This window comes from Parageobacillus sp. NEAU-HV-2, from assembly GCF_059115485.1.
On the sequence record NZ_JBXUJJ010000001.1, the window covers coordinates 19,238 to 38,498 of the forward strand.

Annotated in this window: 21 protein-coding genes; 17 read left to right on the top strand and 4 right to left on the bottom strand. The window is 42.4% G+C overall.

The annotated features are described in order from the left end of the window. Positions 1-76: 76 nt before the first annotated feature. The 6 genes from AC1WMD_RS00165 (at position 77) to AC1WMD_RS00190 (ending at position 6,679) form a co-directional block, all read left to right on the top strand. The gene (locus AC1WMD_RS00165) at positions 77-1,117 is read left to right on the top strand and encodes a TRAP transporter substrate-binding protein (RefSeq protein ID WP_494255705.1); all 1,041 of its coding nucleotides are present in this window, start codon (positions 77-79) and stop codon (positions 1,115-1,117) included. Positions 1,118-1,272: 155 nt separating this feature from the next. Then, positions 1,273-2,538, top strand: coding sequence for a dicarboxylate/amino acid:cation symporter (locus tag AC1WMD_RS00170; protein ID WP_494255706.1), 1,266 nt, complete (start codon positions 1,273-1,275; stop codon positions 2,536-2,538). Between the two features lie 279 nt (positions 2,539-2,817). Continuing rightward, the gene (gene wrbA, locus AC1WMD_RS00175; protein ID WP_494255707.1) at positions 2,818-3,432 is read left to right on the top strand and encodes an NAD(P)H:quinone oxidoreductase; all 615 of its coding nucleotides are present in this window, start codon (positions 2,818-2,820) and stop codon (positions 3,430-3,432) included. Between the two features lie 101 nt (positions 3,433-3,533). Then, on the top strand, positions 3,534-4,361 hold the full coding sequence (locus tag AC1WMD_RS00180; protein WP_494255708.1) for an aldo/keto reductase: 828 nt from the start codon (positions 3,534-3,536) through the stop codon (positions 4,359-4,361). 224 nt (positions 4,362-4,585) lie between these two features. After that, complete coding sequence (locus AC1WMD_RS00185) at positions 4,586-5,272, top strand: zinc metallopeptidase (protein WP_494255958.1); 687 nt, start codon at positions 4,586-4,588, stop codon at positions 5,270-5,272. Between the two features lie 60 nt (positions 5,273-5,332). Then, positions 5,333-6,679 (top strand): hemolysin family protein, encoded by a 1,347-nt coding sequence (locus tag AC1WMD_RS00190; protein ID WP_494255709.1) that lies wholly within the window; start codon positions 5,333-5,335, stop codon positions 6,677-6,679. A gap of 35 nt (positions 6,680-6,714) precedes the next feature. Here the strand turns inward: AC1WMD_RS00190 and AC1WMD_RS00195 are convergent, their stop codons facing one another. Then, the gene (locus AC1WMD_RS00195) at positions 6,715-7,623 is read right to left on the bottom strand and encodes an RluA family pseudouridine synthase (RefSeq protein ID WP_494255959.1); all 909 of its coding nucleotides are present in this window, start codon (positions 7,621-7,623) and stop codon (positions 6,715-6,717) included. 138 nt (positions 7,624-7,761) lie between these two features. On the opposite strand from AC1WMD_RS00195, the gene AC1WMD_RS00200 reads away from it, so the two are divergent. Further along, positions 7,762-8,160: a YhcU family protein gene (locus AC1WMD_RS00200; protein ID WP_043903621.1), complete on the top strand. Its 399-nt coding sequence runs from the start codon at positions 7,762-7,764 to the stop codon at positions 8,158-8,160. Between the two features lie 37 nt (positions 8,161-8,197). Here the strand turns inward: AC1WMD_RS00200 and AC1WMD_RS00205 are convergent, their stop codons facing one another. Together AC1WMD_RS00205 and AC1WMD_RS00210 are read right to left on the bottom strand one after the other, a co-directional pair. Next, the gene (locus AC1WMD_RS00205) at positions 8,198-8,674 is read right to left on the bottom strand and encodes a thioredoxin family protein (RefSeq protein WP_043903622.1); all 477 of its coding nucleotides are present in this window, start codon (positions 8,672-8,674) and stop codon (positions 8,198-8,200) included. Further along, positions 8,671-9,108: a disulfide formation protein C gene (locus AC1WMD_RS00210; RefSeq protein WP_043903623.1), complete on the bottom strand. Its 438-nt coding sequence runs from the start codon at positions 9,106-9,108 to the stop codon at positions 8,671-8,673. The genes AC1WMD_RS00205 and AC1WMD_RS00210 overlap by 4 nt, the downstream gene beginning before the upstream one ends. Before the next feature lie 314 nt (positions 9,109-9,422). On the opposite strand from AC1WMD_RS00210, the gene AC1WMD_RS00215 reads away from it, so the two are divergent. The 7 genes from AC1WMD_RS00215 (at position 9,423) to AC1WMD_RS00245 (ending at position 16,198) form a co-directional block, all read left to right on the top strand. Beyond that, positions 9,423-9,869: a CBS domain-containing protein gene (locus AC1WMD_RS00215; protein WP_043903624.1), complete on the top strand. Its 447-nt coding sequence runs from the start codon at positions 9,423-9,425 to the stop codon at positions 9,867-9,869. 113 nt (positions 9,870-9,982) lie between these two features. Further along, positions 9,983-11,731 (top strand): phospho-sugar mutase, encoded by a 1,749-nt coding sequence (locus AC1WMD_RS00220; RefSeq protein ID WP_494255710.1) that lies wholly within the window; start codon positions 9,983-9,985, stop codon positions 11,729-11,731. Positions 11,732-11,770: 39 nt separating this feature from the next. Beyond that, the gene (locus AC1WMD_RS00225; protein WP_043903626.1) at positions 11,771-12,493 is read left to right on the top strand and encodes an SDR family oxidoreductase; all 723 of its coding nucleotides are present in this window, start codon (positions 11,771-11,773) and stop codon (positions 12,491-12,493) included. Positions 12,494-12,560: 67 nt separating this feature from the next. Beyond that, positions 12,561-13,694: a GAF domain-containing sensor histidine kinase gene (locus AC1WMD_RS00230; RefSeq protein WP_043903627.1), complete on the top strand. Its 1,134-nt coding sequence runs from the start codon at positions 12,561-12,563 to the stop codon at positions 13,692-13,694. Then, complete coding sequence (locus tag AC1WMD_RS00235) at positions 13,694-14,332, top strand: response regulator (protein ID WP_043903628.1); 639 nt, start codon at positions 13,694-13,696, stop codon at positions 14,330-14,332. Before AC1WMD_RS00230 ends, AC1WMD_RS00235 begins: the two co-directional genes overlap by 1 nt. 118 nt (positions 14,333-14,450) lie before the next feature. Further along, a complete protein-coding gene (locus AC1WMD_RS00240; protein WP_043903629.1) occupies positions 14,451-14,978 on the top strand; it encodes an NADPH-dependent FMN reductase in 528 nt (175 codons plus the stop codon). Further along, positions 14,975-16,198, top strand: a complete 1,224-nt coding sequence (locus AC1WMD_RS00245; protein WP_494255711.1) for an MFS transporter — start codon at positions 14,975-14,977, stop codon at positions 16,196-16,198. Before AC1WMD_RS00240 ends, AC1WMD_RS00245 begins: the two co-directional genes overlap by 4 nt. 85 nt (positions 16,199-16,283) lie before the next feature. Here AC1WMD_RS00245 and AC1WMD_RS00250 read toward each other — a convergent pair whose 3' ends face one another. After that, positions 16,284-16,541, bottom strand: a complete 258-nt coding sequence (locus AC1WMD_RS00250; RefSeq protein ID WP_043903631.1) for a YhdB family protein — start codon at positions 16,539-16,541, stop codon at positions 16,284-16,286. A 467-nt stretch (positions 16,542-17,008) separates the two neighbouring features. Here AC1WMD_RS00250 and AC1WMD_RS00255 point away from each other — a divergent pair, with 467 nt between their 5' ends. From AC1WMD_RS00255 to AC1WMD_RS00265, 3 genes are all read left to right on the top strand, one after another. Further along, entirely contained in the window at positions 17,009-17,731 is a 723-nt protein-coding gene (locus AC1WMD_RS00255; protein ID WP_494255712.1) for a ZIP family metal transporter, read from the top strand. A gap of 193 nt (positions 17,732-17,924) precedes the next feature. Continuing rightward, positions 17,925-18,233, top strand: coding sequence for an ArsR/SmtB family transcription factor (locus AC1WMD_RS00260; RefSeq protein ID WP_043903633.1), 309 nt, complete (start codon positions 17,925-17,927; stop codon positions 18,231-18,233). A 14-nt stretch (positions 18,234-18,247) separates the two neighbouring features. Further along, positions 18,248-19,195 carry a cation diffusion facilitator family transporter gene (locus AC1WMD_RS00265; RefSeq protein ID WP_494255713.1) on the top strand — a complete coding sequence of 316 codons (948 nt, stop codon included), beginning with the start codon at positions 18,248-18,250 and terminating at the stop codon, positions 19,193-19,195. Positions 19,196-19,261: the final 66 nt, after the last annotated feature.

Consider the following 19,261-nt stretch of genomic DNA (forward strand, 5'->3'; position numbering starts at 1 on the left):
TAATTTGTATTTATTTTAGCATTTCTGCAACAGTATGATAAAATTTGAGTAAAAACTTATATAAACGGTGCGGAATATGAAAAAGAAATGGTGGATGTTGTTTCTTGTTTTACTTGTCTGTTTAGGAAGTGCATGGCTTTTATTAACACCGCATTTTCGCAATGAAAATATGGTATATGATGATGAGCAACAAGGGCTAAAAAAGCAAATTGTCATTTATTTTAGCCATGTAGTAGCGGAAAATACGCCGAAAGGATTAGCCGCGCAAAAGTTTGCCGATCTTGTCGAGAAAAAAACCAATGGTCGTGTAAAAGTAGAAGTATTTCCGAACGGTTCTTTATATTCTGACGGTGAGGAAATGGATGCATTATTGCGCGGTGACGTGCAAATGATTGCGCCAACGTTTTCGAAGGTGACGGAATTAATTCCCGAATGGCAAGTATTAGATTTGCCGTTTTTATTTCATGATTACAATGATGTGGAGCGGACGTTTACTGAAGATGTTGGAGCGCAGCTTTTGGCAATGCTAGACCAAAAAGGAATTAAAGGATTAGCATTGTGGAGCAACGGTTTTAAACAAATGATGAGCACGGCTCGGCCGCTGGTCCGCCCTGATGATTTTCGCGGATTGCGCTTTCGTATTATGCCAAGCGAAGTGATTGAAAAGCAATTTCGCTCGCTGGGAGGCGAACCGATTGTCGTTTCGTTTGATCATGTATATCGTTCCTTAGAAAAGCATGAATTTGATGGACAGGAAAATACGATTTCTAACATTTACTCGAAAGGCTTTTATAAATTTCAGCCATATATAACGATCAGCAACCACGGATATCTTGGCTATGCGGTGATGATGAACAAAACGTTTTGGGAAAGTTTGCCGAAAGATATCCAGCAAAAAATAACGGAAGCGATTCAGGAAACAACGATGTGGAATTTACAACAATCGAAAAAACAAAATGAACAGGAATTAGAAAAAATAAAGCAAAACAAAAATATTCATGTTTATGAGTTATCTGAAGAAGAAAAAAAACGGTGGGAACAGAAGTTTGCGCCTTTGTATGGGCAGTTTACAGAGGAGTTTGGCGATAAACTGCTGCGCGAAATCAAACAAAGATAAAACAGAAAGCGGCCTTATAAAAATAAGGCCGTTTTTTCTTTGCGAGACCAAAAAGACCAAAAAGACCATTATTACCATAATATTTTTATTTTCTGAACATTAAAGTAACATCATAATTGAAAGCGTTATCAAGACAACGAAAGGAGAGGGGAGAAATGCGGAGCAAGTTTAAAAACTTAACCGTGCAAGTAATTCTCGGAATTATATTAGGAATTATCGTTGGTTTTTTATTCCCTGAATTTGGTGCAAAATTGAAAGTGCTTGCCGATGCGTTTATTAAGTTAATTAAAATGGTGATTGCACCGATTATTTTCTTCACGGTTGTGATTGGAATCGGAAACATGGGGGATTTGAAAAAGGTTGGCCGCATCGGCGGAAAAGCGCTTATTTACTTTGAAATTGTTACTACGTTTGCCTTAGCAATCGGAATTATTGTCGTTAATTTGATCAAACCAGGGGTAGGGTTTAATACTGACGCCGTAAAAGGCGGCGACGTGTCGCAATATACGAAACAAGCAGAAGAAGTGAATCACGGTGTCATTGAGTTTTTACTTAACATTATTCCAGATAATGTTGTTGGGGCGCTTGCAAAAGGCGAATTGCTGCCAATTTTGTTCTTTGCCGTCTTATTCGGCCTTGCTGCGGCGGGATTAGGAGAAAAGGCAAAACCGGTTATCGCATTATTTGAACGTTTGGCGGACATTTTCTTCGGTGTTGTTAATATGGTCGTGAAAGTATCGCCAATTGCCGCGTTTGGTGCGATGGCGTATACGATTGGCACGTTTGGAATCGGTTCATTATTATCGCTGGGAAAATTAATGGGTTCTGTATATATTACGATGGCATTGTTTATCTTTGTTGTGTTAGGTGCGATCGCCAAGTTTTATGGATTTAACATTTTTAAATTTATTGCTTATATCAAAGAAGAAATTTTGCTTGTGCTTGGCACTTCTTCTTCGGAATCGGCGCTGCCAAAGTTAATGGAGCGACTTGAAAAGTACGGCTGTTCCAAATCGGTTGTTGGGCTTGTTGTGCCGACAGGATATTCCTTTAACCTTGACGGAACGTCTATTTATCTTTCGATGGCAGCGATGTTTATTGCCCAAGCTTATGGTATCGATTTAAGCATTTGGCAAGAACTCACGTTGCTTGGAATTTTAATGCTTACTTCCAAAGGTGCAGCAGGGGTTACAGGTTCCGGATTTATTACACTTGCGGCGACTTTGGCGGCATTTCCGATGATTCCAGTAGAAGGAATCGCATTGTTGCTCGGTGTCGACCGCTTTATGTCGGAAGCGCGTGCGATTACCAACTTAATTGGCAATGCGGTAGCGACGGTTGTTGTTTCTAAAATGGAAGATGAATTTCATCCTTCTGCAGAGCAAGATGTTGAAAAAGCAAATATCAGTATTGCGAACTAAAATAGACGGGTCGTGAATATGCTTTTCTGCCGGTGTACTATTTCTCCGCTATGGGGAATGGTTACGCGAAACGCTAACTGGCAGGAAAGCATTCTTTTTTGTTGACAATGAATAACAAGTTTTTATATAATAAATCTCGAATTCAAGATTTATGAATTAAATATTTTGGCGGTTTGAAAGGAAGAATGAATGAAATAAACAAAATCGGACAAATTACGTTCCAGAAATACCGCCAAAATGCACATGGAGCAAAAATTTATGCAAAGGAGAGAATGAATCATGGCAAATGTTAAATTGGCGATCATTTATTACAGTTCAACAGGTACGAACTATCAATTAGCAAAATGGGCAGAAGAAGCGGCGAAGGAAGCAGGTGCAGAAGTAAAAGTAGTAAAAGTTCCTGAACTTGCGCCAAAAGAAGCAATCGAATCGAATCCAGCGTGGAAAGCTCACGCGGAAGCAACAAAAGACGTCCCAACAGCTACGTTAGCGGATTTAGAATGGGCAGATGCCATTATTTTCAGCGTGCCGACTCGCTTTGGCAATATACCTTCCCAACTAAAGCAATTTTTAGATACAACTGGCGGATTATGGGCGCAAGGAAAGCTTGCTAATAAAGTGGTTAGTGCCATGGCATCTGCAGGAAACGCTCATGGCGGCCAAGAACAAACCATTTTGCAACTATATACGACAATGTACCATTGGGGGGCGATCGTAGTAGCACCTGGGTATACCGATCCATCGATTTTTGCCGCAGGAGGAAATCCGTACGGAACGAGTGTAACAGTCGATCAAAACGGAAAAATGGTGGAAAATGCAGAGGCGGCCGTAAAACACCAAGCGCGCCGTACCGTTCAAGTCGCGCAATGGGTGAAAAACGGAATGCAGCAATAAAAGGTGAGGTCTTCCTCATCTTTTTTTATGCATATGGTTTGCGTTCTTCTCCCTGCACCAACATAATAAAATTAAATAAACTGGAGAAAAGGAGAGGAAATATGAAACATTTACAAGACCGTGTGACATTACATAATGGGGTACAAATGCCATGGCTTGGACTTGGAGTCTATAAAGTAAAAGAAGGAGAGGAAGTAATCAACGCGGTGCGCACCGCATTGGAAATCGGCTACCGCCATGTAGATACAGCAGCATTTTATCAAAACGAAGAAGGGGTAGGAAAAGCGGTTCGTGAATCCGGCATTCCGCGCGAAGAAATATTTATCACGACAAAAGTATGGAATTCCGACCAAGGATATGAAACAACATTGAAAGCGTTTGAAACGAGCCTGCAAAAGTTAGGTCTTGACTATGTTGACTTATATTTAGTGCATTGGCCGGTAAAAGGAAAATATAAAGAAACGTATAAAGCGTTGGAAAAGCTATATAAAGACGGTTTTGTGCGCGCGATCGGCGTCAGCAACTTCCAAATCCATCATTTAGAAGACTTAATGAGCGATTGCGAAATTAAACCGATGGTCAACCAAGTGGAATATCATCCGCGGTTGACACAAAAAGAACTCCATGCTTTCTGTAAACAGCACGGCATTCAGCTTGAAGCATGGTCGCCGCTGATGAGAGGGGAAATTTTGCAGGAACCGACGATTGTTGAAATTGGTAAAAAGTACGGAAAAACGCCTGCTCAAGTCGTGTTGCGCTGGGATTTGCAAAACGAAGTCGTTACGATTCCAAAATCCGTAACACCAGCGCGCATTAGAGAAAACGCGGATATTTTTGATTTTGCGTTAACCGCTGAAGAAATGGCGAAAATCGACGCGCTCAACATGAACAAACGAATCGGGCCGGATCCAGATAATTTCAACTTTTGATGGCATAAAGAGAGGGGCTTTTCCGTCGGGAGGAGTCCCTCTTGCATTTGTGATTTCGCTTTTTTGCATTTAACGAGGATCGTTGCTTTCTTTCGGAAAAGGGATCGTCTGTTCGTATGATGGCAAACTGTATGATTTGACGTATGAAATAACCATAAAGTACAATAAATATTAGTATACACATTTCGTAATATGGCACAGAAATAACGGAGGGGGCTGTCATGCTGCTATTCCATCCGATGGATTTTTTAATTCTCATCGCCTTTGGCATTGCGCTATGGGCGCAATTCAAAGTGTCGAGCAACTTTAACACTTGGTCGAAAGTTCCTGCTTCTTCCGGCTTGTCAGGCGCGGAAGTGGCACGGATGATTTTGGATCGGAACGGTCTTTATGATGTCCCGGTAGAAGTGATTCCGGGAAGACTAACGGATCACTATGATCCGATCTCGCGTGTGGTCCGCTTGTCGGAACCGGTATATTATGGCCGCACGATTGCTGCTATATCGGTAGCCGCGCACGAAGTCGGACATGCGGTGCAGCATCAGCAATCGTACGGTGCGCTAGTGCTCCGTCATCGCATGTTTCCAATCGTAAACCTCACATCAGGAGTGGCGCCGTTTTTATTGCTGGTCGGATTTTTGCTTCACCAACTTTCGCTGATTGGCTTAGGGATTATTTTCTTCTCCTTTGCCGTTGCTTTTCAGCTCATTACGCTGCCGGTAGAATTTAACGCCAGCTCGCGGGCGAAAAAATTTATGCTGGCGGAAGGGCTTATTTATCCGGATGAAAAGCGCGGTGTCAACAAGGTATTAGGAGCGGCTGCATTGACATACGTGGCGGCAACGCTCATCTCTGTGTTAGAATTGTTAAAGTATGTGTTAATTTTTACGCAAAGTAATAATGAGGAATAACAGTATAAACTTGTCTGTAGGAGGTGTGATCCGGGCGCGTTATCCGCGCCCGGAAACCAATTGGACATAGTCAGTTTATTGATAGTGGCCTTGCTTATTGCATGTACCGCTTTTTTTGTAGCTTCGGAATTTGCGATTGTCAAAGTTCGCAGTTCACGCATTGACCAATTAATTAGCGAAGGAAATAAACGGGCGGTTGCTGCCAAAAAGGTGATCTCTAACCTTGATGGCTATTTATCGGCAAACCAATTAGGCATTACGATTACATCGTTAGGGCTTGGTTGGCTCGGCGAACCGACGGTTGAACGGATATTAACGCCGCTTTTTGAGCGCATTCATTTATCGGAGTCAGTTGCCCATGTTTTATCTTTCGTTATTGCTTTCTCTACGATTACCTTTCTCCATGTCGTTGTCGGAGAGCTGGCGCCGAAAACGTTCGCGATTCATAAAGCTGAAGCCATTACGTTATTTACCGCAAAACCGCTTATTTTATTTTATAAAGTAATGTATCCGTTTATTTGGACGTTGAATAACTCCGCGCGGCTTGTTACAAGAATATTTGGATTACAGCCGGCCTCGGAACATGAAATTGCCCATTCTGAGGAAGAGTTGCGTCTTATTTTGTCAGAAAGTTATAAAAGTGGGGAAATTAACCAATCAGAATATCGATACGTCAACAACATTTTTCGATTTGATGATCGCGTGGCGAAAGAAATTATGGTGCCCCGCAAAGAAATTGTTGCACTTGACATCAATAAAAGCGTGAAAGAAAACTTGGAAATTATTAAAGAAGAAAAATATACGCGCTACCCGGTTATTGACGGTGACAAAGACCATGTTTTGGGATTGATTAATGTCAAAGAAGTGTTTACGGACTTGGTAACCAACCCTTCACAAGAAAAACAGATGAAAGATTATATCCGTCCTATTATTCAAGTGATCGAATCGATCGCCATTCATGACCTGCTGGTTAAAATGCAGAAAGAGCGCATCCATATGGCGATTTTAGTCGATGAATACGGCGGCACATCGGGGCTTGTTACGGTCGAGGATATTTTGGAAGAAATTGTCGGAGAAATTCAAGACGAATTTGATGTCGATGAAATTCCATTGATTCAAAAGATAGATGAAACGCATACGATTATTGACGGAAAAGTGCTGATCAGCGAGGTAAATGATTTGTTTGGCCTCTCGATTGATGATGACGATGTTGACACAATCGGCGGCTGGATTTTAACGAAGCATTATGATATTAAAGCAGGCGACAGCGTGGAAATTGATGACTATTTGTTTACAGTAAAGGAAATGGACGGCCATCATGTGAAAACGGTAGAAGTGGTGAAACAGAAGAAAGAAGAGCAGGAGACAGATGGGGAATTGAATGAAAAAGAGGAATTGCATTTGTAAGGCAGACGCCAGGAACAGGACGTCTGCCTTTTTTGTTAATAATGATAAAACGGTGTGAGATCAACGGGAAAGTCGTGGGCAGGAGCAAGGCAGGAAATGGATTCGTTCGTGAAAGGATGAGAAAACGACAACTTAACGGCATGAAGCGCTTGGCGATGAAATGTCTCCTTTCCGCCGTACAACACATCGCCGACTAATGGATGGCCGATGTAACTCATATGGACGCGAATTTGATGCGTACGCCCAGTATCCAAGGAAAGCTCTACGAGCGATGTTTGCTCATTAGGAAACGTATGTAAGACGCGATAGTGTGTTACCGCATTTGCCCCTGTTTTAGAAACACGCCGTCTTGTCGGATGATGGCGGTCGCGCCCGATCGGCGCGGATATCGTACCGGTTCGCTTTTTTATGATCCCATGGACGAGTGCTACGTATGTTCGTTTAATTTCTCGCTTTTCCAACATGCGATCAAGTGTTGTTCCGGCAAGCATATGCTTGGCAAACAAAATCGTTCCTGATGTATCGCGATCAAGCCGATGAATGTGCCGAATTTTTGTTAAAATCCCTTGCGATTGTAAATGAAAGGCCACAGCATTCGCCAGCGTCCCGGTTTGCGAAGGCTCGGAAGGATGGATATCGATGCCGGCGTCTTTATTAATAATGAGCAGATGCTCGTCTTCCCATAAAACAGAAAGTTCCCGATACTCAGGAAGAATGATGGAAGGTTCAGGTTTATAAAGATACAGCTGCAGGCGGTCCTTTTCTTGTAATGGCGTTTGCCATGATACTTCTTTTCCGTTGAGCTTGATTCCTTTTTCCATGCGCAGCTGGTGGGTAAATTTTTTTGAGGCATACCAGACTTCTTTTAGCAGCATTTCAATGGTAAGCCCTTGCCAAAAAGACGGAATGATACATTCCAGCCAGTCACCTTTTTTCGACCACATCATGACTTCACTCCAAATTTTCAATAGCGGTGGAAACACTTTCTATCTCTATGAATGCATTCAATATGATACACTAATAGTATCGTTTTATTTGTATAGAACGCAAGTGTTATGGTGAGAAAAGGTGGTATGAGAGCCTTGAAAATTGTTTGCGCGGTAACAGAGGAACAGGAAAAATATATGAATTATTTAGTGCATTATTTTTATACAAACATTTTTCCATATTTTTTTGACGATGAACAGATTCATGAGTTGGAGAACTTGGAAATTCTTTCGCTTGATAGAGAACATGTTACATACAACGGAACGATGAAGGAAGCGTTTCAAATTATTTCAGCTTTGCAATCATTGATTACAATCATTGAATATATTGGAGAAAGCGGCGATTATGAGCGGTACCGTTCCTTATTTGAACGAAATATCAACATTCTTAGACGGCACGGCATTACATTTCCGTTTATGATTGAGCAGTTTGCGAACAAAAGGCGCTATCCGTGCAGTGCGTATTTTCCATCGTCGGGCAAATGGTTAATGTAAATGGAAAAGGAGCTTGCCGTTCGCTGGACAAGCTCCTTCATTTTTTGTGGTCGGAAAAGGAAGAAAACCAGTCACGGAAAACTGCTTCGTCATGATAGCCATCGATTCGTTTTACTTCTTTTCCTTTTTCATAATGGATAAGAGTTGGTGTTCCTTCAATATGATACTTGTCCCACCCGTCTTCGAATTCAAGCAGGTTAAACATTTTTAAGTCAATCCCCATTTGTTTTGCCAAAGGAACGACGATCGGGGTTGTTTTTTGGCAGTGGGGGCAAGTAGGGCTGTAAAAATAGACGGTGACCGTTTCTTTATTTTTTAATTTTTGCTCCAGTTCGTCGGGTAAAATGATGTTTTGATAATTTGGGTCATCAAGCTGATCAACGGTCGCGGGATGAAGTTCTTTTTTATGATAAGGATTGTCTTTAACGGCTTCTTTTTGCTCGTATGTGGTGAGAAAAGCGATCGCGGCAAATAAAACAACAATGATGCCACCAAAAATAAGCAGTTTTTTCAATTTCGTTTCCCTTCTTTCTCTTGGCGAATAATGATCATGCTTAACACGCTAATCAGAACAAAGGCGACGAGCGCTAAAAACGGAATCGTAATAAAGCCGAGCCAATTGATGTATTGTCCTGTACAAGGAATACGGCCGCAGGAAATGGCGTGGCTTTGAAAAAACGGCACTTTTTGTATAAGATAGTGGTACAGGGAAATCGATCCGCCAATGACCGACAGCGCCAGGCTATAGCGAGCGATACCATATTCTTTCCGAATGACAGCAAGCCCTAACAAAATCACTTGCGGATACATAAAAATGCGCTGAAACCAGCAAAGGTCGCAAGGAATAAATTTTAAAACCTCGGAAAAGTAAAGGCTCCCAAGCGTCGCGATCAATGAAATTCCCCAGGCGCCAACAAGCGCGTTTTCCAAGTTTTTTTTCTCTTTCATTTCCAAAGCTCCTTATTACTCCGTGTTTACTTGCCAATTTCATTATATTGAATAGGAAGAGTAATGTAAAATTTAAAAATATATCGTCGCTCCGTCAAAACAAAAGAACTGCTCATCAGCAATTACCATGTAGATGAAGCGGAAGAGCTGAAAGAAATTTGCTTGCGTCCGTGGGAAGCGCGCGTGTATAAAATCCGTTTATCATAAAAACGTTTCTTTTTTCCAATTGTCAATACAAAGCGATATAAACATTATTTTCTACCTATATCCTCCCGCAAAGCGGTCATAATAATCGGTGAAAGGGGAGGATCACATTGAACAATAATAACGGGAATAAAGTTCAAGATGTTATGACGAAAAACGTCGCAACAGTTTCTCCAAACCAAACGGTGCAAGAAGCTGCGCAAATCATGAGCGAGAAAAATATTGGTGCGCTTCCAGTAGTGGAAAACGGGCAAGTAATAGGGATGATTACCGACCGTGACATTACGTTGCGTACGTCGGCGCAAGGAAAAGACCCGGCTTCTATACGTGTATCGGAAGTGATGACCAATCGCGTAGTCACAGGTACGCCGGATATGAGCGTGCAAGAGGCAGCGAAAGTAATGGCGCAGCATCAAGTCCGCCGTTTGCCGATTGTGGAAAACAATCAGCTTCAAGGCATTGTCGCTTTAGGTGACATTGCGACAAACAGCGCTTCTGATGAGGCGGCAGGACAAGCATTGACAAACATTTCTGAGCCGTCGCAGCCACAAGGATAAAGAAAAGGAAGGATGTCTCTTTTTTCGAGACATCCTTTTTCTTTTTGGAAGTATATTGTATGATGGTAACGAATACATAAAAAAAGAACGTATGGATTCGGAGGGATGGTCAGGTGGATTGGAAAAGCAAATACGAGCAATGGTTGGCATATAAACCGTTAGACGAGGAATTAAAACAGTTATTACAGAAACGGCAAGATGACTGGAAGTGGCTTGAAGATGGTTTTTATAAAAATTTAGAATTTGGCACTGGCGGCATGCGTGGAGAAATCGGTCCGGGCACAAACCGGATGAACATATATACGGTTCGGAAAGCATCGGAAGGGTTGGCGCGATACATAGGGTCTTTTGGTGAAGAAGCAAAAAAACGCGGTGTGGTCATTGCCTATGATTCGCGGCATAAGTCTCGGGAATTTGCGATGGAAGCAGCGAAAACGTTGGCCACTCACGGCATTCAAACGTATGTATTTGATGAACTGCGGCCGACGCCGGAGCTTTCGTTTGCTGTTCGTTATTTGCACGCTTTTTCCGGCATTGTCATTACTGCCAGCCATAATCCACCGGAATATAATGGGTATAAAGTGTACGGTGAAGACGGAGGACAGCTTCCTCCAGAGACGGCAGATGCGGTGATTCGATACGTCAATGAAGTGGAAAATGAACTTGATATCCACGTTGAGGACGAAGCAATTTTAAAAGAAAAAGGACTCATTCAAATCATCGGCGAAGAAGTGGACAATGCATATATTGAAGCTGTAAAAACGGTCTCTCTTCAACCGAAGCTGGCGGAAGAAGTGGATATTAACATTGTTTTTACACCGCTTCATGGCACATCCAACAAACCGGTCCGCCGTGCCTTAAAGGAACTTGGATATCGTAATGTGTTTGTTGTCAAAAAACAAGAACAACCAGATCCAAACTTTTCTACCGTTGCATCGCCAAACCCAGAGGAGCATGCAGCATTTGCCTTAGCAATAGAGCTTGGTAAACAAGTCAATGCCGATTTGTTAATTGCGACGGATCCGGATGCCGACCGGTTAGGAATTGCCGTCAAAAATGAGCAAGGCGAATATATAGTGCTCACCGGAAACCAAACGGGAGGCTTGCTGTTGTACTATTTATTATCACAAAAGAAAGAAAAAGGAATATTGCCGGAAAACGGCGTGGTGCTAAAAACGATTGTCACCTCGGAATTCGGGCGCGTGATTGCGCAATCTTTTGGCTTAGATACGGTGGATACATTAACCGGATTTAAATTTATCGGTGAAAAAATCAAAGAATATGAACAAACGGGGCAATATACGTTCCAATTTGGTTATGAGGAAAGCTACGGCTATTTAATCGGTGATTTTGCCCGCGACAAAGATGCGGTGCAAGCAGCGGTATTGGCCGCGGAAGTATGCGCATTTTATAAAAAACAGGGTATGTCTTTGTATGAAGGATTAATACAATTGTTTGACCAATACGGCTATTACCGTGAAGGACAGCAGTCATTAACATTAAAAGGAAAAGAAGGAGCAGAAACGATTCAAGCGATTTTAACATCGTTCCGCAATGAACCTCCGACAGAAGTAGCAGGAAAAAAAGTAACCGTGATTGAGGATTATAAAACGAAAGAACGGATCCATACGTTGACGGGCGAAAAAACAGTAATTACCCTTCCAACTTCCAACGTATTAAAATATGTATTGGAGGACGATTCATGGTTTTGCTTGCGTCCTTCGGGAACGGAGCCGAAAATCAAAGTGTATTTCGGTGTGAAGGGACAGTCATTGGCAGACAGTGAAGCAAAGCTGCAGCAACTTTCTGACGCAGTGATGAAACGAGTTCATGACTTTCTTCGCACTGCTTCGTTATCTTAATCGTAAATAAACGAACGCATACAGAAAGGATCATTCTATATGTTAACAAACCAAGTAGCGATTGTTACAGGAGCTTCGCGCGGAATCGGAAAAGCCGTTGCATTTCAATTAGCGGAGCAAGGAGTAAAATTGGCGCTGGTGGGAAGTTCTGAAGGGATTTATGAAACGGAAAAAGAGCTAAAAGAGAAAGGATTTTCTTATGTGAAGGCGTTCCAAGTGGACGTTGCCAATGAACAACAGATGCAAAAGATGGTTACAGAAGTATTAGAAGCGTTTGGACAAATCGATATTCTCGTCAATAACGCAGGAATTGGATTTTTTAAAGAAGTGGAAGAGACGACCGTGGAAGAATGGGAGCGCATCTTTGCCGTCAATGTTCAAGGCGTGTTTATCGGGGTAAAAGCCGTGCTTCCACACATGAAAGAAAGAAAATCGGGAACGATTATTACCATTTCTTCCGATGTCGGCCGTTACACGATTCCGAACGGGGCGGCATACACTGCGACCAAATACGCCGTTCAAGGATTTTCCGGTTCGCTTGCGCAGGAAGTAAGAAAGTACGGCATTCGCGTTGGTACGATTAACCCAGGAATGGTTGATACGTACTTTGCCGATTCCATCCAAGGCGTTCCGGAAAAACGCGATTGGCTGAAAGCCGAAGATGTCGCAAAAGCGGTCGTGTATATGGCAAGCGCTCCAAAGCATATGCTTATTGATGAGATTATACTTCATCCGCTCATTCAACAATATCCTATTGCATAAGACAAAAAAGACAATGCCGATGGCGGCGTTGTCTTTTTCTATACAATTTGGGCGAGGAGGAAATTCAATGGACAGAGAGAAGCAGGATATTCAAGAATTGCTGACATTAAAATCCATTGCCGAAACGTTGAATCAGTGCAATGATGTAAAGGAAATGCTGCAGACCGTATTAAAGGAATTAATACAAGTGATGAAACTGCAATGCGGCTGGATTTTTTTCGTCCATCCAAAAGAAGGATACTCTTTTATTGCTGACTATCAATTACCTCCTGCACTGACATGGGGAAACAAGAAACCGATGTGCGAAGGAGACTGTTGGTGTTTGGAACGGTACAGAGATGGGCGGCTGCAGCGGGCAGCGAACGTTATTGAATGCAAGCGGCTTGAACAGGCAATCGAAGAGCAATGGGGAGATACCAATGGCGTCACCCACCACGCGAGCATTCCCCTTCGTGCGGGGGACGAGAAATTTGGGGTGCTCAACGTAGCCGCTCCGCATAAAACGAGCTTTTCCAATAAGGAACTGGCATTATTAGAAGCGGTTGCTTATCAAATCGGGACAGCAATAAAGCGCATCAAGCTCGCTGAAAATGAACAAAAGCTTGCATTAATAGCGGAACGCAACCGCTTGGCGAGAGATTTACACGATTCGGTGAGCCAATTATTATTTTCGTTGCAGTTGACGGCACGCGGCGCAAAGGAAATGACGGAAGATGAAACAATAAAAGATGCGTTCACCTACATTCAGCAATTAGCGCAAGAAGCTCTTCAGGAAATGCGGGCGCTTATTTGGCAGCTTCGTCCGCACGGTTTGGAACATGGACTTGCCAACGCTTTTCAGCATTACGGAGATATGCTCGGATTAAAAGTAAATGTGGATATTAACGGACTGGTTGATTTACCTAACGAAGTCGAAGAGTGTTTATGGCGCGTGGGACAAGAAGCGTTAAATAACTGCAAAAAACATGCAGGAGTATCCGAGGTCGATATTGCGATCCACGCCCAAAAGCACCATGTCCATATGAAGGTACGTGATGAGGGATGCGGATTTGCCAAGGTTGATGGCCAGCCTTTTTCTCTCGGCTTAAATAGTATGAAAGAGAGGGTCGCATCATTAAATGGCGAAATTCATATCGAAAGTTCTGTCGGAGAAGGAACGACCATCGATGTCATCATTCCGTTGAAAAAGGGGAGAGGATAATGGGGATCAAAGTGCTTATTGTGGATGATCATCATGTTGTTCGGCGAGGATTAGTTTTTTTCCTCAACACGCAAAAGGAAATCAACGTAGTCGGTGAAGCAGCCAATGGCGAAGAAGCGGTGGAACGAGTGAAAGAACTGCGGCCAGATGTCGTGTTAATGGATTTGGTCATGCCGGTCATGGATGGTATTGAAGCCACGAAAAAAATAAAGGAACTGTCTCCTCATACGAAGATTCTCATTTTAACAAGTTTTTCTGATGTTGATCATGTTATTCCTGCCATTCGTGCCGGCGCGTCGGGGTATCAATTGAAGGATGTGGAACCAGATCAGTTAGTACAGGCGATTATATCTGTGTACCGAGGCGAAAATCAGCTTCATCCGAAAATCACTGCTCATTTAATCACTCACTTGTCAAAAGAAGGGGATCGTGAGGAGCAGCTTATTGAAACGTTGACGAAGCGAGAAAAAGAAGTGCTTGCTGAAATCGCGAAGGGAAAAAGCAATAAAGAGATTGCTGCAGCATTGATGATTACGGAAAAAACAGTCAAAACGCATGTATCCAATATACTTGCCAAGTTAAATCTTGCGGATCGTACCCAAGCAGCTCTTTATGCCGTAAAACATCTCAGACTTTAGTCGTATTCTTTTTTTGGCCAATTCCGTAGAAAAAGATCCCCCGATTTGATGAGGTAGGAAACAGCTCCTTTCGCTTACACTATAATCAGAAAAACAAGGAGCAAAGGAGAGAACCGATATGCATATTGTTGTCGTGAACGGGAGTCCGCGCAAATCGGGGAGAACGGGAATCGTCGCTAGACATATTGCAAGGCAATACAGGGCTCAGCTGATTGATTTGAGCGAAGAAGCGATTCCGCTATATAACGGGGAGGCAAGCCAAGAAGAATTGCCCAGTGTCCTTCATCTGCGTCGGCAAATGCAACAGGCAGATGGCGTTATTCTTTGCTCGCCTGAGTATCACGGCGCCATGAGTGGAGCGTTAAAAAATGCTCTTGATTTTTTAAGCAGCGACCAATTTGAACACAAACCAGTTGCTCTTATCGCGGTAGCAGGGGGAGGAAAAGGTGGAATTAATGCCTTAAACAACATGCGGACGGTGATGCGCAGCCTGCATGCGAATACTATTCCGAAGCAGCTGGTTTTAGATCCCCCTAGTTTTGCTGGCGATCATTTAACGAAGCCGGCAGCTTTGCAGGTGGATGATGTCTTTTTCGAACTGCGGCGTTATATCAACGCAGCCAAGTGGTGGAGGGAGCAGGCATGAACAGCCTGCATCGCGACCGTCGGTTATATTTGTTACTCGTTGCCAATTTGTTTTCTTCCGTTGGAACAGGAATCACGATGACGGCGGTTCCTTGGCTGCTTGTGCAAAAACCTGACGGAGGAACGTGGTTTGGCTACATGTCCACAACGATGACGATCATCATGTTTTTATTGACACCGTATGTCGGAATGTGGATTGATCATATGTCGCGAAAAGCTATGTTAATGCTTGGAGAGGCAATGGGACTAGTGATTGCCGCTATGTTTGCGCTTTATGGGATGATGGGAACAGAGTATCATGTATGGCATTTAGTGATTTTATTTGCCAGCGGCTCCCTATATTATTTTCTCTTTTATCCGACGCTATTTGCATTTACCCAAGAAGTATTTCACCCTGATCAATATAAGACGTTAAATGGGATTATGGAGATTCAAGGACAATTGGCCACCGTCATCTCCGGCGGAGCGGCAAGCCTGCTTCTTACGAAAGTGCCACTTTACTCGATTTTATGGCTAGATGCGTGCACGTATGTGGTAGCGATTGTTGGCCTTTTCTTTATCCCATATCAACGTTCTGTCAGAAATGGAGACACACATTCGTTTTGGATGAAGATGACCGAAGGATACCATTATATGAAAGCTCGTCCGCTTTTATTTTGTTTTTTGCTTGCTTCGTTCATGCCCTTTATTGGTGTGATGATGACTACTTATCTTCATCCAATTTATATTACCGATGTCTTAAAGGAAGATAGTTCGGTATACGGCATTCAAAGCATGATATACGGAATCGGGGCCGCGCTCGCAGGGTTGATCGTGCCGTTATGGCTAAGGAAAATCGGAACCGAAGTAAGCATCACAATTACCGTCTTTATGTATGCGATGGCGATGACCATGTTTCTATTGGTGAAAAACACGTGGATATTTTATGTGCTTGTTAGCCTAACGGCGTTTGGCAATGCGGGGACAAGGGTGGCCCGCAGCTCGCTGATGATGGAACGGATTCCTAATGGGAAAATCGGAAGGATAGACAGCTTATTTCGAGCGCTCGGTTTTCTTATTCGTTCCGCTTTGTTAAGCGTATTTACTGGCCTCGTTTCATTGCAGCATGTTCTGATTCCATATGCCATATTAAGCGGATTGCTTATCATTTCCGGATTATTGGTACTAAGGACTGGAGAATCGGTGAAAAAAGAACAGCTCCATCTGACATCCACGGGATAAAAAGAGGGATTTTTCTTATATATCGGTGGGAGAACGAATATTATAAATGATGGGGAATTGGGCCGAACCAATTCCCCGTTATTATTCATGAATAGAAGCTTGCATACTGCTCTGTCCCTGTTTTTTGTTCGCTCACTTCCAAAGCATGGTCAATGTAGCGCAGCAAATCCGTGAATCGCTTCTCGATCACGGAGTAATCATGTTCGAAGTTGTAAGCGTGAAGAAACCTCTCGATTTTTTTCGAAAGCAAATCGTCTTGCGTGCGCACCATTAAAATGAGCAAGTTATCCCATTGAGAACGGTGCGTATAATATAACGCTTTGTCATAGTCCACGGTGTTCAAAAGGCATGCCTCCTTTAAAGAAGGAGTCACTGTTATTGTATGACTTTTAGCGATTTTGTTGCTTTGTAAATGTTGTGCCGTCAGGTAAAATATAAATTGTAACCGAAACAGAGGCGAAAAAGGGAAAATAAATGTCGCAATTTTTCGTCAAGAATAGTATCCCAAAGATAAGGGGATAATGATCGAACGGCGAAAAGGAAAAGAAATGATGAACATGTGCAAATTTTTATCCTTTTCAATTCCTTTGTTTGAGTTAGCCATCTCATAGGGCGCGGACCGTGTTTTCATTATCAACTAAATACATGGTTGTTGTATGTTCTTATTGTAAAAAGTCTCTCGAATCTCACTTTTCTGAAAATGAAGGCTTTACAATCCTCCCACGGTGGAGGATTTTTTTTCTTAAGGCATATTTTATAAATTTGGCAGATATAAAAGTAAAGACAACTTAGTACAAGGGGGGATGATGGATGAACTCAATTTGGCTTTTAGGGTTTTCTGCTTCTGCTATCGGAATGTTATCTGGCGGAGCAATTGCTTGGTTGTTTCAAGGCTGGCAAAGAGGAACGCCGACCATTTTTTCCGTATGTAGCGGAATGATATTTGGACTGGTTACAATGGAAATTTTGCCTGAAAGCATAGAAATTGGAGGTTGGTTTATTGCTATTGTCGGATTGATTTTTGGTTATTTTATTTACAAGCATCTAGAAAAGGTTTCTCATCATGTGATCATTATCACCAATGACGCTAAAAAAGACTTATTCATACATTCTGGTCTATTTTTAACATTCAGTATTGCCCTGCACAATTTTCCAACAGGCATCGCACTTGGAGCAAATGCTCACGATTCATTGACTAAACCAATGATAACTGCGATCATGCTTCACAATATTCCAGAAGGTATCGCTGTTTTCACTCCCTTGCTGACGGCTGGGTTTGGAACTTTCAGCATCATACTTGGGGCAACCATAGCCTCCGCCCCTGTAGGAGTCGGGGCCTTCATCGGAAGCAATTATGGAATGGTGGTTCCTTGGCTAGTAGCAATGATTATCGCCTTGGCGATGGGGGTAATGCTTTCCGTGACGGGAAAAGAAATTTTTGGAACAGCTTTACGCACATCTACCAAAATATATTGCGTTATCATGGCTATCATCGGTTTTGTATTGATTTCATTTTATTTGTTTTTTCTGTAAAAAACTTGAGGGTATTGTCATACGGATTTACAAAAAGTGTGAAAGGACAGTTTACTGCTGTCCTTTTTATATCCTTAGATTGGCATGTTGCAAGTCGATTTTTTACACAACTTGACAAAAAATGAATTTAAAATTATTATACATACATATGAACATATGCTCATATATAATAAATAAGGTGAGGGAAATCATCATGAAGACCGAAGACCATTCTTTCTTAAAATCCGAAACCATTGAAAATATATCGCGCATATTTAAGGTATTAGCCGATCCAACGCGAATCAAAATTCTTTATTTGTTATCGCAGGAAGAGTGCAATGTTAACCACATTGCGGAAGTGTTGGAAATGTCTCAATCAGCCGTTTCCCATCAGCTTAGTATGTTACGAAATCTGAGACTGGTTAAGTATCGCCGTGAAGGAAAAACACTGTTTTACTCCTGCGATGATGAACACGTTATTTCATTATTAAAACAAGCCATTGACCATTCTGAACATCATTAAGGGGGCGTTTTATCATGCATCATCACCACCATCATTCTCACGACCACCATGGTCACCACCATCACCACGGCCATCATCACCACGACCACGGCAGAGAAGGAAACAAAAAAGGGCTTATGATTGCACTTCTCATTACCGCTGGAATTATGTTGTTAGAGTTTTTCGGAGGTTTAATCACAAACAGCCTAGCCCTTCTTTCTGACTCTGGCCATATGCTTAGTGATGCCAGTTCACTTGTTCTTAGCTTAGTTGCCATTTGGTTTGCCACCAAACCAGCTTCCCCCAGTAAAACGTATGGCTTTTATCGTTTTGAAATTTTAGCCGCTTTATTTAATGGAGTTACCTTGTTTGTTATCGCTGGATTTATCGTATGGGAAGCTATTGAGCGTTTTTACAACCCGCCAACCGTAGCTAGTGGTTCTTTGATGCTGATTGCGTCCATTGGACTTTTTGCCAATCTTTTAAGTGCCTGGGCGTTAATGAAAAAAGGGGATGTGAAAAATAATGTCAATCTTCGTAGCGCCTATCTTCATGTGATCGGTGACGCTTTAGGTTCCGTAGGCGCTATCGTCGCTGGGCTTGTCATGTGGATCTTTGGTTGGTATGTAGCTGACCCCATTATTTCCGTTTTGGTTGCTTTATTAATTTTGAAAGGTGCCTGGGGAGTGATTAAACATACGGTTCACATTTTGATGGAAGGAACGCCAATTACCATTGACCAAAATGAAGTGAAAAAAGCCTTAGAAAGTATTGAAGGGGTGATTAACGTTCACGACCTCCATATTTGGACGATTACATCAGGGTTGGATTCATTAAGTTGTCATATTTTGATTGAAGATCATCAAGACAGCCAAAAGGTTTTACAAGATGCCATTCACATGATTGAAGAAAAATTTAAGATTCTGCATACAACCATTCAAATTGAAACCTCTCAAATCCATCACGGGGACATGAAAGTCTAACAAAAAGTATGACCAATATAGAGCAAGATCAGTACCTTGTTCAATATTTTAGCGAGCTTAAGAATT